The organism is Pseudoalteromonas sp. TB41 (genome assembly GCF_000497975.1).
Classification (GTDB): Bacteria; Pseudomonadota; Gammaproteobacteria; order Enterobacterales; family Alteromonadaceae; genus Pseudoalteromonas; species Pseudoalteromonas tetraodonis.
Genome location: NZ_AUTH01000121.1, coordinates 1 through 15,770 on the forward strand (window position 1 = coordinate 1; position 15,770 = coordinate 15,770).

Here is a 15,770-nt window from a genome sequence, read left to right on the forward strand (position 1 = left end):
CCGCTGCCGGTGTTAATATGGTAAAACATGGCAATCGCAGTGTATCGAGTAACTCGGGGTCTGCTGATTTACTCAAAGCCTTGGGGATCAATATTGATATGACTCCCACGCAAGCGGCTAAATGCCTTGAACATACAAATTTTACCTTTTTATTTGCACCGCACTATCACAGCGGCGTGCGCCATGCGATGAACGTTAGAACCACTTTAAAAACCCGTACTATTTTTAATATTCTTGGGCCGCTAGCTAATCCTGCTGCCCCAGATGTTCAATTACTCGGGGTATACGATGAATCTTTGTGCCTACCTATGGCGCAAACTCTTCATACTCTGGGCACTAAACGCGCTATGATAGTTCACGGCTCTGGCACCGACGAAATTGCCTTGCATGGCCCAACACAGGTTGTTGAGCTGGATAACGGCAAAATCACCCAATACACACTCAACCCTAGTGATTTTGACCTTGCAAACTATTCACTTGAACAATTAGCCGGTGAAGGCCCACAATACAATGCAAACGCCAGCCTTGCCATTTTACAGGGCAAAGGTAGCGAGGCACATAACGCCGCTATTATTGTTAACGTTGCTGCATTGCTGTACTTAACTGGCCAAGCACAATCGTTAAAACAAGGTGCACAAATAACACACTCATTATTACGTTCAGGCAAGGCCATGGACACACTAAATGCAATTATTGAGGTAAGTCATGGCTAATGTATTAGACAAAATTATTGCCGATAAAAAAATAGAACTCATTGAACGCAAAGCGGCACGCCCACTTGAGAGCTTTAAGCATCAAGCTGAACCGACTGAGCGTAGCTTTTATCAAGCGTTAGCAGCACCTGGCACGCAGTTTATTTTAGAGTGCAAAAAGGCATCGCCTTCTAAAGGGTTAATTCGTCAGCCGTTTGATTTAACAGAAATCACCCAAGCGTACAAGCAGTATGCCACTTGTATGAGTGTATTAACTGACGAAAAGTACTTTCAGGGTAGCTTTGATTACCTTGAGTTTGTGCGCAGCCAAGTAGAGCAGCCACTTATTTGTAAAGACTTTTTTATTGATGAATACCAAGTTTACATGGCACGTATTTATGGTGGTGACGCTATTTTACTGATGCTATCAGTGCTTGACGATGAGCAGTATAAAGCGCTGCATGCCGTCGCCGATTCGTTAAATATGTCGGTACTAACTGAGGTGAGTAACGAAGAAGAAGTGCATCGTGCACTGGCACTCAATGCACAAATAATTGGGATTAATAATCGTGACTTGCGCGATTTAAGCACCGACTTAGCCACAACCGAACGACTACGTAAGCTTATTCCTAACGATAAAGTGGTTATTTCAGAGTCAGGTATTTATACCCATCAAGATGTAAAGCGTTTAGCGCCTTTGTGTAATGGTTTCTTAATTGGCAGCTCATTAATGGCTGAGGCTGATTTATTACAAGCGTGTCGCCGCGTAATTCTAGGCGAAAACAAGGTTTGTGGATTAACCCGTAATCAAGATGCCATTGCGGCTTACGACAACGGTGCACTTTATGGCGGATTAATTTTTTATCCAAAATCACCGCGCTTTGTCGATTTAGATTGCGCCAAAGAAATCAGCCAAAGTGCCCCTTTAAAATTTGTTGGGGTGTTTGTTAATGCCGCCATAGCAGAGGTTGCTGAGCACGCTAAACAACTAAAACTGTCTGCTGTTCAATTACATGGCCAAGAAGATGAACATTACATTGCATCGTTACGTAATGAACTACCACATCATTGTGAAATATGGAAAGCACAGGCCATCAAAGATGCTTTGCCTCAACCTATTACAGGAGCCGATCGCCATTTATACGACACCCACAGTGATTCACAGGCTGGCGGCACAGGCAAAACATTTGATTGGTCGGTACTTCGCGATGCCACGACCCCATTTATACTTGCTGGCGGCTTAAACCCAGACAATATTAGCGATGCACTTTTTCAAGGTGCTCTTGGGCTTGATTTAAATTCAGGTGTTGAAGAGTCTCCAGGTAAAAAGTGTGCAAACAAACTACATCATGCTTTTACAAGTATCAGAAATTATTGAGGTTAAAATGCAAAATCCAGCTTATTTTGGCGAGTTTGGCGGTATGTTTGTACCCGAACTGCTTGTCCCTGCGCTTAAGCAGTTAGAAAACGAATTTAATAAAGCACAAAAAGATCCTGAATTTCAGGCAGAGCTAAGCAAATTACTTAACGAGTATGCGGGTCGTCCTACCCCGCTTACTTTAACGCGTAACTTAGTTAAAAACCCAAAAGTAAAACTGTACTTAAAGCGTGAAGATTTACTCCACGGTGGTGCGCACAAAACAAACCAAGTTTTAGGCCAAGCACTGCTTACCAAACGTATGGGTAAAAAGGAAGTGATTGCTGAAACAGGCGCCGGCCAACATGGCGTTGCAACGGCACTTGCCTGTGCGTTACTTGGACTAAAATGCCGCATTTATATGGGTGCAAAAGATGTTGAACGCCAACAACCAAATGTATTTAGAATGAAGCTAATGGGCGCTGAAGTTATTCCGGTAACCGCAGGCTCGGGTACATTAAAAGATGCGGTTAACGAGGCACTGCGTGATTGGTCTGCCAATTATCAAGAGGCTCATTACCTTTTAGGTACTGCAGCGGGTCCTCACCCATTCCCGACTATTGTACGTGAATATCAAAAAATTATTGGTGAAGAAGCAAAACAACAAGTACTTAAAGCCGAAGGCCGTTTGCCTGATGCGGTTATTGCGTGTGTAGGTGGTGGGTCTAACGCAATTGGTATGTTTACCGATTTTATTGATGAGCCAAGCGTTAAACTCATTGGCGTTGAACCTGCAGGTAAAGGGTTAGACACGCACGAACATGGCGCAACCATCTGTAAAGGAACAAAAGGTATTTTGCACGGTACTTACACTTATATTATGCAAAATACAGATGGCCAAATTGAAGAGTCTTACTCTGTATCGGCGGGACTAGATTACCCCGCAGTTGGCCCTCAACATGCCTTTTTGCACGAAACTGGCCGTGCTCAATATGTCGGTATTACCGATACCAAAGCACTTGATGCCTTTCAAGCATTAGCTAAACACGAAGGGATTATTCCTGCGCTTGAATCAAGTCATGCGCTAGCCTATGCCCTCGAATATGCAGAAGAGCAAACGCAAGACAGTATCATTGTTATTAATTTAAGTGGTCGTGGCGACAAAGACTTAGCCCACGTACACAAGGTATTATCAGAGGAAGGTCAACTATGAGCCACGTAAAAACTGACCGTTATGGACAAATGTTTGCCGCGCTTAAAGAGCAAAACCAGGGTGCTTTTGTACCGTTTGTAACCATTGGCGATCCAGGTAAAGCGCAAAGCATCGAAATTATTAAAAGCTTAATTGATGGCGGTGCTGACGGGCTTGAATTAGGTATTCCTTTTTCCGACCCGATTGCCGATGGCCCTGTCATTCAAAAAGCCAATATTCGTGCCTTAAACGTGCATATTAATACGCAAGACTGCTTTGATATTATTAAAGAGATCCGTGAATATAACGCCGACATTCCAATTGGTTTGTTATTATATTCAAACTTAATATTTAAACGTGGCTTAGAAAAGTTTTACACCGATGCAAAAGCAGTGGGTGTTGACTCTATTTTAGTGGCTGATGTGCCATTACATGAGTCTAAAATGTTTAGAAAAGCCGCCATGGCCAATGGTATAGACCCGATTTTTATCGCTACACCGAACGCCAGTGACGATACACTGCGTGAATGTGCCTCATACGGCCGTGGCTACACCTACTTGCTTTCTCGTGCTGGGGTAACAGGTACAGACACCAAAGCACAAATGCCAGCAACCCATGTGGTTACGCGCTTACAAGAGTACCACAGTGCGCCTGCGTTATTAGGCTTTGGTATTTCAACGCCTGAAGATGTAAAAGCGGCACTTAAAGCCGGTGCTGCGGGGGCTATTTCGGGCTCTGCTGTCGTAAAAATCATTGAAGCAAACTTAGATGATATAGACGCGATGACCGCGCAGCTAAAAACATTTGTAAGCAATATGAAAGCCGCTACTGCGCTTTAATAGCGAGCTGTGTTTTATTATTATCAACAAAAAAGGGCATGTAACATGCCCTTTTCTATTTAAAAGCCCACAGCTAGTGCGCTTGGTGCTTACCTTCGAGTATTTCTTCAATAAATTTTGCATTAAATGCATCTAAATCTGCAGGGCTGCGGCTAGTGACTAAGCCGTTATCAACACACACTTCTTGATCTACCCAGTGAGCTCCTGCGTTAATTAAATCGCTTTTAATACTAGGGAAGGAAGTCACTTTTTTATCTCTGAGCTTATTAATTTCAGCTAATAACCACGGCGCGTGGCAAATAGCGGCCACGGGTTTGTTTTTTTCTGCGCCAAAAAAGCCATCAACAAACGCTTTGGCATCTGTATTTTGACGTAAGCTATCGGGATTAAACAAACCACCCGGCAGTAAAAGTGCATCGTAGTCAGCGGCATTTGCATCGGCAGCTAATTTATCAACAGCAACTTTTTCACCCCACTTGTCTTCATCCCATGCGGTGATCTGCCCTTCTTTAATAGAAACAACATCTATATCGGCGCCCGCCTCAAGTAATGCAGCCTGTGGCGAGAGTAACTCGCTTTGCTCAAATCCATCGGTGGCTAAAATGGCAATTTTTTTACCTTTTAAACGATTACTGTTATGTAAGTTACTCATTAAATACTCCTTATTTCATTCAATACATAACCGTATTTGCATATCACATACCAAACATAACACGCTGAATATAATAAGATTTTATAAAAGGTAATAAACAAGTAATGTAAATTATTTACACTGATTGCAGATACTACAGGCAAAGGTAATAATGCAAAGAGCCTGTAAGCTACGTAGTAGCTTTTGGGGGAAAAGCGAACTTACAGGCACTAAAATTTTAAATTAAAGGCGCTCTTTTAACGCTTTTGCTGGTTTAAATACGGCTTTATTAGCCCCTTGTATTTCAATCGCTGCACCAGTTTGTGGATTACGACCAGTACGCGCTGGGTAGTAACTAAGTGCAAAAGTACCAAAGCCTGAAATTTGTACCTGATCGCCTTCAGACAGCGACTTTGTAATCACTTTTTGTAAGCTGGTTAACGCAGCTTGTGCGTCTTTTTTTGTTAACTCGCTCGTGAGTGCCATGGCTGTAACAAGTTCTGCCTTATTCATTTTTTGCTCCTAAATACACGCGCTGGCTTTAGCCAACTAGCGTGGCAATACAATGATGTAAAAATAAAAGCAGGCAGGCTAAGGGTTGCAAGGGGGTAAGTCAACCTTAACCAAGGGCTAAGGGCCTTAGTGAGAGTCATTGGGTTTAAATATAAACAGCTTGGCTGTTTTATAGTCATAAAGATGACTTAATCGCTTGCTAAGGTGAAATAAAAATCACCGTGAGCAAACGTGAACGCTAATCAATACCGCTGGTTTGAATTTACCTTTATTTTTATCATACTGCCTTTAATTGGCTTTAATATTCGCCAGTATTTATCTAACTGGCTTATTCCAGCACTGATCATTTTAATGAGTGTGTGCTGTATGCTGCTGCTAAACGACATTCACTTCAAGCGCTTTAGATTAACCAGTATGGGGCAGTTTTCTGCTGTCAAGCGCCGTATGTTTAGCTTTTTCTTTATTGGCGCATTATTTTCAGGGGTGTTTTATAACCTACTCTACCAAGGACACTGGTTTACTTTACCGCGTGAAAACCTCACCGATTGGCTGATGCTATTGCTGCTCTACCCTTTATTGTCGGTGATCCCGCAAGAGTTAATATTTAGAACGTATTTTTTTCATCGCTATAAGCGCATTATGCCCAGTAAATGGTTGCGCATTATTATTAGCGCCAGTGTATTTGCATTGGCACATATTATTTACGCCAATTGGATAGCTGTTAGTTTAGCGTTTGTCGGTGGCTTACTGTTTGCCTATACCTACGCGCAAAGCCGCTCAACTTTTGCCTGTGTTATTGAGCACAGCTTATGGGGCATTTGGATGTTTACCCTAGGGATTGGTGACTACTTAGATTCGGGTGCACTGAATTAACTAACCGTAACAAAAAAGCCGCGACAAGCGCGGCTTTATTAAATTAGTTTTTAATTAAAAACCAAAAATACTGATATTAAAAAACTTGGTCGCAACGGTATTTACAAAAATAAGCAGTAAAATCGCTGGGATAAATGTTTGTAGTGAAAAGTTAACGTACTTTTCCATAAAGCTATTCGCATAATTAGGCGAACCTTGTCTTAGCTCTTCACTTAAACGAACCTTCTTCCATTTATACATTACAAACAAACACACCATTAAACCATTGAGTGGTAAAATAGTGTCGTAGAACACGTCATATACAATATCAAAAAAGCTCTTGTTACCACTGCCGTAGCTAGTGAAGGTAGTTAGGCTGTCAATCATACCAAACGACATAATACACATAATGGTTAACACACCGGTTGATAAAGTAAGTATGCCTAGCGCTTTTTTACGGCTAATGCCTTTACGGTCGCTGAGTGTGGCAGTCGGCACTTCTACAATTGATACCAACGATGTAATTGCAGCAAAAAATACCAGCAAAAAGAAAATAAACGCCACTGCAGAGGCACCAAAATAGCCAATATCGTATTGTAACGCTAATAAGATTTTTGGTAAGTACACAAAAATCATTGAAACTGACGAGTCAGATAACTTTGTTGGATCGGTATTTGGGTCAAAGCTAAAAATAGCCGGTAACACCATTAAGCCTGCAACAAAGGCAACTAATGAGTCGGTAATGGCAACCATTTTCGCACTGCCCACAATGTCATCTTTTTTCGAGATATAAGATGCATAGGTAATTAAAATACCCATACCTAACGACAATGAGAAAAACGCTTGGCTCAATGCGCCATTCAGCACGCTGGCATTCATTTTACTAAAATCAGGAATAATGTAGTACTTAACACCGGCCATGGCGTTATCAAGAGTGAGTACGTAACCCACCAATATAATAAGCATGACAAATAAAGCTGGCATTAAAAATTTAGCTGCTTTTTCTATGCCGTCTTTTACGCCACCGACCAGAATTAGGTTAACGATAACCACTACCAGCGCCATATAACCAAACACAGTATAGCTATTTATAAACTCACCAAAGTGTCCAGGGTTTGCCAGCATATCTAAATTACCCAGCGCGGTTTGGCTTAAGTAACCAAAAATCCACACCGTGATCACCATGTAAAAAACGGCAATCATAAATGGCGTTAACACGGCTAAAAAGCCAGCAAACTTCCATTTCTTATCGTTATTGGCTAACGCTTTGTATGCACCAAGAGGATCTTTTTGTGCGTGGCGACCCATAGCCATTTCGGCCATCATGACGGGTAAACAAATGAATGCGACGAACAAAGCATAGACGAGCAAAAATGCACCACCGCCATTCTTAGTCGCAGAAACTGGAAAGCCTACTAAGTTACCAATGCCCACAGCAGAACCCGCCGCTGCTAATATAAATCCTAAGCGGGAGCTAAAGTGCTCTCTATTTTCACTCATGTAATAACCTTGTTATTATTTATCTTATCCAAGGGACTCTACCAGTGTTACACAACGCTTTTCAAGCAATTACCGCGTAAAAAAACATTCTTGCTGTAAACATCGCCATAAACACTTTTAATTCACCATTTATCAACGCTATGCTAGTATGCAGTTAATTAAATTTAACAAGTTTTGAGAGTATTTTTATGTTGTATATGATTTATTCAACGGACGTCCAGAACAGCTTAGAGCACAGAAAAGCTGCTCGCCCTGCTCATTTAGCACGTTTACAAACGCTAGAAAACGAAGGTCGACTATTAACAGCCGGACCCCTTCCAGCGGTTGATAGTGAAGACCCTCAAGATGCGGGCTTTACTGGCTCTTTAGTGATTGCTGAATTTAACTCTTTAGAAGATGCCAGAGAATGGGCCGCAGATGATCCTTATGTTGCGGGTGGCGTATATGAAAACTCAATTGTTAAACCATTCAAAAAAGTGTTCCCTGCTTAACATTAACGTGAGTTCCCTTGTTTAACTGCAACCAGTAATTCAGGGTTTGTTCACTCATTTTTAATTAGACTTTGTCTTATAAAAATTTAAATACTCAATAGAGTAATTAAATTTTAGTGGCTTAGTTTTTTAGGCTAAGCAGGTATGTTCTAGGAGTTTCGTAATGCGTGTATTATTAACACTCAATTTAATTGCTGTTTTTTGTTTGGCTAATGTTGCCCATGCAAATAATACTAACAGCACACCCGATAAAATTGAGATAAGCAAAAAGAAAGCAGTAATACTTGCAAAACAAACCACAGACGGTACAACATTAAAAATTTCAGAAGAAACACAATTTTATACAGTACGAATTTTAAAAGCTGACGGCCACGTCGTCGATTTGAAGATAAACAAAAAAACTGGCGAAGTGAAAAAGGATTAACCAATGCGAATTTTAGTAATAGAAGATGATTTACATTTGGCAGATAATCTGCGCAATGCATTAGAAAAAGAGCGTTACAGTGTTGATTTATGTCACGATGGCGAAGCGGGCCTTTTTCATATAACAGAATACCCTTTAGACATGGCAGTGGTTGATTTAGGCCTGCCTAAAATAGATGGTATAGAGCTTATAAACAAAGCCCGCGCCCAAGGGATCACTATCCCTATTTTAATTTTAACGGCGCGCGATCGCTGGCAAGACAAAGTTGAAGGCCTCGATGCGGGCGCTGACGACTACCTAACTAAGCCATTTCATGTTGAAGAACTCATTGCTCGCTGTAATGCGCTTATTCGTCGAAGTGCAGGTAAAGCAAACCCAGAAATGACAGCCGGCCCTATTAAAATTCATACGCGTTCACAACAAGTGTGGGTAAACGACAAAGAGCTAAGCTTAACCGCATACGAATATAAAGTACTTGAATACTTAATGGTTAACCCGCAAAAAGTAATTTCAAAGTCTGAGTTAACAGAACATATTTATGACCAAGATTTCGATCTTGATTCAAACGTCATTGAAGTGTTTGTATTGCGTTTACGTAAAAAGCTCGACCCAGACGGTGTGCTTAACCCAGTAGAAACACTACGTGGGCGTGGTTACAGGCTTAAAAGCCAGTGGTAGCACCGCAAATTTCGTTAAAAATAAGGCAAGGATTTATCCTTGTCTTTGTTTTATTAGTCGCCTTACCCATTTTGTTTTACTCCATAGGTAAGGCGTATTACGCGTCACTTGTTGATGCCACCGAAAAAAACCTCGAAGCGCACCTGTATTCACTCATCTCCGAGGTTGATTTTACAGAGCGTGGTATTATTATGCCCAGCTCTATTTTAACCCCCGAACTCAACAACTTAAATTCTGATACTTATGCCATGATTTACCGTGACGATGTGCCTATTTGGCATTCTGAGTCGGCGGTTAACGTTAACTTTGTTCCCCAATATATAGAGCCCAAAGCCGGTGCCGCAGATTTTAGACGCGTGGTTTATAACAACACCGCCTATTGGCAGTTAAGCTTAACGGTCATTCTTAATAATATTGACCAGTCAGAACAAGCACGATTTATTTTATTAAAACGCAACGATGCCCTACTGCGTTTAATGGACGGGTTTAAACAAACCTTAGTCGATTGGATGTTTATAATGGGCATTGCCATTGCAGGGTTAATGGCTATTGGTTTTATTTGGAGTGCAAGGCCGCTGCAGCGCCTAGATAAAGAAATAAAAGCTATTGAATCAGGCGATATTCAAGAAATTAAAGGCTTATACCCCGTTGAACTACAAACAATAAAAGCCGACCTCAACCTATTGTTAGAGTCGCAGCAGCGCCAAAAAGAGCGCTACAGAGCCTCACTCAGTGATTTAGCACATGCACTTAAAACGCCGTTAGCTGTATTAAAATCAAGCCCACTGGCCAACGATGCCGACGCACAAGAACAACTTGACCGAATTAATGTGATGATCGAGCACCAATTAAAACGTGCTGCTACTGGGGCTTCCGATACATGGAAAAAGCAAACTCCCATCAAACCGGTTATCGACTCTATCTTAAGTGCAATGGGTAAGGTTTATCGCGATAAAGACATCATATTTAATTGCAAAGTGAGTGATAAAGATTACTTTTTAGGCGATAAAACCGATTTAATGGAGTTATTAGGTAACTTAATAGATAATGCCTGCAAAGCCTGTCGCTCCCAAGTAAGTATTGACGTTTCACAAGCTAAAACACTTAGCATTAGTATTTGTGATGACGGCCCGGGTATTCAACCAGACAAACGCGAGTCATTGCTTCAACGCGGTACTCGCCTTGATACTTACGAAAGTGGCCATGGTGTTGGCATGGCGATTGTATCTGACTTGGTGAAGTCGTATCACGGGTTGTTAACTATTTCTCACTCGCAACGTTTGGGCGGCGCAAAATTTATTCTCGAGTTTAATTACCATGAAAAAAAATAACTATATCCTTTTTTTTACTCTAGCTCTGTTATTTGCTTGGGCTTTTCCAAGCGTTGCAGCGCCGCTTGAATGCACACTTGAAAAAAACGCCCTACCCGAACAAATCAAAGCATATACACAATGTTTAGATGCCAAACTAAATAGAGTACAGCAAGAACAAGATAGCTGGATCCAAAAGCGTACCTTTGAACTATCTGCATTAGAAAGCGAAACCGGCAACACCCAAATTTTGTCATTATTTAAGCTAAGCATTAACGCTAAAGACAACTACATTCAAAGAAGCTGCCAATGGCGCTACATGCTAAAACAACCTAATGCACAACAAGCCGTTGTTACCTACAAAGAGTGTGAAATAGCCATGACCGAGCAATTTATTCAGCAGCTTAAAACGTCTCTTTAATTAGCTCATAGGGAAGCGATTTATGTTGTGGCTTGGTAATTAAGTGAATAGTTTATTGGTGTTTTGGGAAGTGCAGCCTTAAAGACTGCATTTTTGTAGTTATATAGTTTGAAATGTGATTACTCTGACCATACCGCAAATTCATTTCCACTAGGATCGCTAAAGTGAAATCGTCTACCACCGGGAAATGAAAATGTAGGCTTAATTATTTTGCCTCCTGCTTTTTCAATTTTATTTTGAGTCGCTTCAAGGTCATTACTGTATAACACAATTAACGGGCTTCCGTTTTTAGTAGAAACAACTAAATCAGATTTAAAGAAACCACCATCAACCCCTTGCGCGGTAAAACTACAATATTCTGGGCCATAATCTACAAATGACCAGCCAAACACCGTACTGAAGAAAGCCTTTGTAGCTGCAATATTTTGTGCAGGAATTTCAATATAGTTAATTTTATTATTTTGAGTCATTTTAGTTTTTTACCCTTATTCTAGTTTGTATTATTTGCGACTTGAACTAGTAATAAATAAAGATAGCAGCAAAAGCATAAACAGCTGATAAAGTTTGATAAGAATGCGCTTAGACACTATTTATAATTTATACTGAATAAAACCCACTTAGAAAGCATTTGAAAGTACAAAATTAAGGGCTGATTTAATATTAATTATCGTTATTCATACGTTTCTTTTGTTTATTTTCACTAGATCGCACAAACCATTCCGTTAAGGATATGAAAAAAAAGAACATAAACAACCCGACGCACCAAGTTACAAAAACCCAAATTGACGGTTTGAGCTCATACCAGCCTTGAATATTAATCGTGGCAAAGTAAAACATCCCTAACGAAATAAATGGCAGAATAAACAAAGAGTAAAAAGCTCCCGTAACAGCATGCAGTAATATTTTCTCACGAATACTTGAGCTATTAGATCCCAAATTCACAATTCCAAAAACACATTGTGTAGCGATAAACAGGCAACAAACCTGTAAAAAGGTCCAGCCTAAAGCTGCCAGAATAGCAACTAACTGAATGTATATTCCCTCACTCATCTTATCCTATTAACGAATACTGGCTTTAGCGAAACATGCATCAACTTTACTCTGTTGTTAATTGTTCTTCATAAAAGGATTATTTTCAGACATAAACTCTATCAATCATTCTCACTGATAAATTAGTCCTGTCATTTTTATCTTTTAAAAAGTTTTATAGTTTAATTTTCTTGGTTAACTTTAGTGGCATCAGTGTCATTTTAAGTTAACAGAACAAGTGCGGAAATTTAATTACTGCCAACCACACTATGTTTAAATATTGCCTTAGTAGTCTGAGACTTAAGTGAAATTACTTCAGCTTCTGAAAAATTAGGAACGATCTTGCTACTAATCTAATGATTTCTTCCTGAGCACCATACTTTCAATCATTGCGATGAGAACAAAAGCAAACCCAGCGCCCGATAAAAAATAAGTCGAGTTTTCAAAACAGACTGCCACGTATACTTGCGCCAACAATATTACAAGCTCGATCCTGATGGCTGTTACTCTATTCCTATTTAACTTAACTAAGATGAAGTAAAGATAACACCATCTAAAAAAAGATAGAAACATAAAAAACAAAACTAATATCACTCTTCATCTCCATTGAAACAGAACTACCTTTACTAAAATTTGATTTGCATCAAAAACGATCATGGGGACAGTTGCTGTTTATAGTGTCTTGCCGCACTGCATAGAAAGCTTAATAAATATTGTTTAAGTCTATAAAATATATACACTTTTAATGGGCGTTTTCTATTTTGTGTTTTAAATTGGGTGTCTACATTATTTTTATTGAATAATAAGCTCGTGGGCTAAAATCTGAGCGAAGCGAGTCAACCCACGTGTTAGCGTCCCAGCGACCAAAGGGAGCCCCAACAGCGCTTTGTTAGCTGCTCAGCTGCGTGATATGCAACAGTTCACCCACTGGCCCTAATAAATAAAAGACCTTACCCCAAGCTTCTTGTTGGATTGGGGTAATCTTTGTTTTGTGTTCGGATTTAGAGCATAACTCATACGCTTCGTAGATGTCTGAAACGCAGATTTGCAACATAAAATTTTTGGCCAAATCTTCATTGTAAAAGCACTGCAAAAAGAAAAGACAATCACCGTTTTCAAAAAGTGTGAGATCATCGGTTACGTATTCTGATTTGAATCCAATTTCCGAGTAGAAAGACTTTGAAATTTCGAAATCCTTACTTGGGATAAATGTTTTTATATCTATTACATCCATGATTCTTTCCAAAAGCAGCTAACAATTTTATATTGCGCGACTCGCGTATATCTCTACCAGCGCTGCGCTTATTTTTTCTACTACATATAGTTTTAACAAATTACCTAACACATTGCTATAATTAAGTTTTATTCTTTTAAGCAGTGCTAATTAGCATACTATACGCGCGTCGCTCATTTTCCTGAGTATGAGTGCACACTAAAGCTTACTCACTCAGCCCATAAAACGTTTTGACAAATCTGCATAAAAACCACAAACTACCTACCAGTAGATTGATTTAGCTAAAGTGATTTTAAAATGCATAAACCTGTGGTTATTATTGGTGGTGGCTTAGCGGGCTTATATGCCGCTTACAACCTAAAAAAGCGAAATATTCCGTTTTTATTATTAGAAGCCAAAGCCAATTTGGGTGGCCGAATTGCCTCTCACTTTTTGGCAACTAACAACATCATTGGCCATGATTTGGGCCCTACCTGGATATTTCCGCACCAGCCTAATATTCAACAGTTAGTTACTAATTTAAACATCCCTGTTTTTGAGCAATACACCCAAGGCGATGTGTTGTATCAAGCATCGCATACTGCCCCTGCTCAGCAAATTGCAGGCGCAGGTGAAATGCAGCTATTTAGAATCCAAAACGGTATGAACGAGCTTATTAATGCGCTTTATCAGCAGCTTGACCCAAACACCGTTAAATTAGAGCACGCTGTTAGTGAAGTGAAAAAGCTTTCCGATGGCTGGCATATAAGCGCTAATTACCAAGGGAGTACGCAGCACTTTACTTGCGATCAGTTATTGTTGGCGTTACCGCCTAGAATGATCGGCCAGCATTTAACTCCGCATTTATGGGCTGATAATGTTTTAACACAGCGTTTAGCGTCAGTGCCTACGTGGATGGCAGGCCAAGCAAAGTTTGTTGCCACCTTTGAGCACGCTTTTTGGCGAGATAAAAACTTATCGGGGCAATGTTTTAGCCGTGTTGGCCCAATGGTAGAAATTCATGATGCCTCAGCAAGTGATCATGCTCACCCTGCTCTATTTGGCTTTATTGGTGTGTCTTACTTGCAGCGCAGTCAAGTAACTCGCGAGCAATTAACCCAAGCTTGCCTTGATCAGCTTGGCTATTTTTATGGTGAGCAGGCTTATACTGTCACTGATTGCACGATAAAAGATTGGGCTGAGGATGAATTTGTGGCCAACAAGGATGACCAACTAGGTGTATCGCAGCATCCTGAATTTAATTTTTCAGGGCTTGGCGAGCAGCTTAAACAGTTAAAAGTGCATTTTGTGGGCAGTGAGTTTGCAAAGCAGGAGGCTGGCTATTTAGAGGGGGCTATAAACGCCGTAGATAGCGCCTTAGCTAATTTAATAAATACTTAATAATGTTAAAGGCGTGCTTAGTCACGCCTTTGTAAGGTATTAGTCTTCTGATTTAATGACGGTTTCTTCACCTGTGCCAAGCATGGTTGCTAACCAACGCCCTTCGTCACTGGCTTCTAGCGCTATTTTTACAATCATGGTTAACGGCACCGATAACAACATACCCACAGAGCCTAATAGCCAGCCCCAAAATATTAACGATAAAAACACCACTAACGTAGAAAGCCCTAACCCTTTACCCATGTATTTAGGCTCAACAATATTACCCATTACGGTGTTTATAGTTAAATAACCCGCGCCAACAAGCCCTGCCACTAAGGGGCCTTGAGTAATAAGCGCCAGTAACAGTGCTGGCACAGCCGCTATGATTGAACCAATGTTAGGAATGTAATTAAGCATAAATGCCAATACGCCCCAAAGTACAAAGTAATCAACATCGAGTATCCACAAGTAAAAACCAGCAATTACACCGGTAGCTAAACTTACTAGGGTTTTAATGGCCAAATAAGAGTTAATAGAGTCTAAAAAGCGGTCAATTTGCTTAATTTTGCTGTCGGGGTCGTCTAGTGCTAAATGAATTTTTTTGCCAAGTATCGGCCCTTCAAACAGCATAAAAACAACCGTTAAAATAATTAAAAACATATTGGCCATTACGCTACCTAAGCCGGTTAACATATTAGTGGCAACATCAACCATTTTACCGGGGTCGAACATAGACAAAATTTGTTCTTTATTAATTAAAATATTGTATTGCGAAGCCATATCAACCAGCCATACAAATTCTTCTTTTAACTGTGCTTTGTATTCTGGTAACTGCTTTGAAAAATCGTTAACCGACTGCCCCACTAAACCGCCTAAGCTAACACCTAAGCCCATAATAATAAGCACTACAAGCACCACCGCTATGCCTTTTGGAATACGGTAGCGAGCAAAAAAATTAATGAGTGGGCTACAAATAATGGCGATGAATGCTGCCAAAATAAACGGAATAACAATAGCACTTGCGGCTTTAATGCCCGCTAATACAATGACCAACGCTGCAAAAATAATTAAGCTTTTATTTACCCCAGTTAAACTTGCCAATACTCTTATCCTATTGCTGTTATTTGACTTCAGTGTAAGGCAAAACCCAATAGAATGAAATATTTATGGGTGATCATAATAATGATTAGTACGTATAAATTTGCAAATCGTTGAGCTGGGGAGTATAAATTTTAAACATCCCGC

Annotated in this window: 18 protein-coding genes; 11 read left to right on the forward strand and 7 right to left on the reverse strand. The window is 40.2% G+C overall.

Features of this window, described 5'->3' with window-relative positions; translation table 11 throughout:
• The 4 genes from trpD to trpA all read left to right on the forward strand — a co-directional run.
• Nucleotides 1-713: anthranilate phosphoribosyltransferase (trpD, locus tag L641_RS0121460; protein WP_024603092.1), on the forward strand; the 713-nt coding region annotated here is incomplete at its 5' end.
• Nucleotides 706-2,070, forward strand: coding sequence for a bifunctional indole-3-glycerol-phosphate synthase TrpC/phosphoribosylanthranilate isomerase TrpF (trpCF, locus tag L641_RS0121465; protein ID WP_024603093.1), 1,365 nt, complete (start codon nt 706-708; stop codon nt 2,068-2,070). The genes trpD and trpCF, both read left to right, overlap by 8 nt.
• 7 nt (nt 2,071-2,077) lie before the next feature.
• Nucleotides 2,078-3,262 carry a tryptophan synthase subunit beta gene (gene trpB / locus L641_RS0121470; RefSeq protein ID WP_010390233.1) on the forward strand — a complete coding sequence of 395 codons (1,185 nt, stop codon included), beginning with the start codon at nt 2,078-2,080 and terminating at the stop codon, nt 3,260-3,262.
• Nucleotides 3,259-4,080 carry a tryptophan synthase subunit alpha gene (gene trpA / locus L641_RS0121475; RefSeq protein WP_024603094.1) on the forward strand — a complete coding sequence of 274 codons (822 nt, stop codon included), beginning with the start codon at nt 3,259-3,261 and terminating at the stop codon, nt 4,078-4,080. Before trpB ends, trpA begins: the two co-directional genes overlap by 4 nt.
• A 73-nt stretch (nt 4,081-4,153) precedes the next feature.
• Here trpA and L641_RS0121480 read toward each other — a convergent pair whose 3' ends face one another.
• Nucleotides 4,154-4,732 (reverse strand): type 1 glutamine amidotransferase domain-containing protein, encoded by a 579-nt coding sequence (locus L641_RS0121480; protein ID WP_024603095.1) that lies wholly within the window; start codon nt 4,730-4,732, stop codon nt 4,154-4,156.
• Between the two features lie 222 nt (nt 4,733-4,954).
• The gene (locus tag L641_RS0121485) at nt 4,955-5,224 is read right to left on the reverse strand and encodes an HU family DNA-binding protein (protein WP_024603096.1); all 270 of its coding nucleotides are present in this window, start codon (nt 5,222-5,224) and stop codon (nt 4,955-4,957) included.
• A gap of 231 nt (nt 5,225-5,455) precedes the next feature.
• On the opposite strand from L641_RS0121485, the gene L641_RS0121490 reads away from it, so the two are divergent.
• Entirely contained in the window at nt 5,456-6,097 is a 642-nt protein-coding gene (locus L641_RS0121490) for a CPBP family intramembrane glutamic endopeptidase (RefSeq protein ID WP_024603097.1), read from the forward strand.
• A gap of 54 nt (nt 6,098-6,151) precedes the next feature.
• Here the strand turns inward: L641_RS0121490 and L641_RS0121495 are convergent, their stop codons facing one another.
• Nucleotides 6,152-7,576, reverse strand: a complete 1,425-nt coding sequence (locus L641_RS0121495; protein WP_024603098.1) for a sodium-dependent transporter — start codon at nt 7,574-7,576, stop codon at nt 6,152-6,154.
• Nucleotides 7,577-7,764: 188 nt separating this feature from the next.
• Between L641_RS0121495 and L641_RS0121500 the strand changes: the two genes are divergently transcribed.
• The 5 genes from L641_RS0121500 to L641_RS0121520 all read left to right on the forward strand — a co-directional run bounded on the left by L641_RS0121500 (nt 7,765) and on the right by L641_RS0121520 (nt 10,900).
• A complete protein-coding gene (locus L641_RS0121500) occupies nt 7,765-8,067 on the forward strand; it encodes a YciI family protein (protein ID WP_016900387.1) in 303 nt (100 codons plus the stop codon).
• A 163-nt stretch (nt 8,068-8,230) separates the two neighbouring features.
• Nucleotides 8,231-8,491, forward strand: coding sequence for a PepSY domain-containing protein (locus tag L641_RS0121505; RefSeq protein ID WP_016900388.1), 261 nt, complete (start codon nt 8,231-8,233; stop codon nt 8,489-8,491).
• Nucleotides 8,492-8,494: 3 nt separating this feature from the next.
• The gene (locus L641_RS0121510; RefSeq protein WP_008109187.1) at nt 8,495-9,169 is read left to right on the forward strand and encodes a response regulator transcription factor; all 675 of its coding nucleotides are present in this window, start codon (nt 8,495-8,497) and stop codon (nt 9,167-9,169) included.
• Nucleotides 9,163-10,500, forward strand: a complete 1,338-nt coding sequence (locus tag L641_RS0121515; RefSeq protein ID WP_024603099.1) for an ATP-binding protein — start codon at nt 9,163-9,165, stop codon at nt 10,498-10,500. The genes L641_RS0121510 and L641_RS0121515 overlap by 7 nt, the downstream gene beginning before the upstream one ends.
• A complete protein-coding gene (locus L641_RS0121520) occupies nt 10,487-10,900 on the forward strand; it encodes a hypothetical protein (protein WP_024603100.1) in 414 nt (137 codons plus the stop codon). The genes L641_RS0121515 and L641_RS0121520 overlap by 14 nt, the downstream gene beginning before the upstream one ends.
• 119 nt (nt 10,901-11,019) lie before the next feature.
• Here the strand turns inward: L641_RS0121520 and L641_RS0121525 are convergent, their stop codons facing one another.
• The 3 genes from L641_RS0121525 to L641_RS0121535 all read right to left on the reverse strand — a co-directional run bounded on the left by L641_RS0121525 (nt 11,020) and on the right by L641_RS0121535 (nt 13,163).
• Nucleotides 11,020-11,370 carry a VOC family protein gene (locus L641_RS0121525; protein WP_024603101.1) on the reverse strand — a complete coding sequence of 117 codons (351 nt, stop codon included), beginning with the start codon at nt 11,368-11,370 and terminating at the stop codon, nt 11,020-11,022.
• 190 nt (nt 11,371-11,560) lie between these two features.
• Nucleotides 11,561-11,950: a hypothetical protein gene (locus tag L641_RS0121530; RefSeq protein ID WP_024603102.1), complete on the reverse strand. Its 390-nt coding sequence runs from the start codon at nt 11,948-11,950 to the stop codon at nt 11,561-11,563.
• Between the two features lie 868 nt (nt 11,951-12,818).
• Nucleotides 12,819-13,163: a lactoylglutathione lyase gene (locus tag L641_RS0121535; protein WP_024603103.1), complete on the reverse strand. Its 345-nt coding sequence runs from the start codon at nt 13,161-13,163 to the stop codon at nt 12,819-12,821.
• A 297-nt stretch (nt 13,164-13,460) separates the two neighbouring features.
• Between L641_RS0121535 and L641_RS0121540 the strand changes: the two genes are divergently transcribed.
• Entirely contained in the window at nt 13,461-14,543 is a 1,083-nt protein-coding gene (locus tag L641_RS0121540; RefSeq protein WP_024603104.1) for an FAD-dependent oxidoreductase, read from the forward strand.
• Nucleotides 14,544-14,582: 39 nt separating this feature from the next.
• Here the strand turns inward: L641_RS0121540 and L641_RS0121545 are convergent, their stop codons facing one another.
• Entirely contained in the window at nt 14,583-15,626 is a 1,044-nt protein-coding gene (locus tag L641_RS0121545; protein WP_013465095.1) for an AI-2E family transporter, read from the reverse strand.
• Between the last annotated feature and the right edge of the window lie 144 nt (nt 15,627-15,770).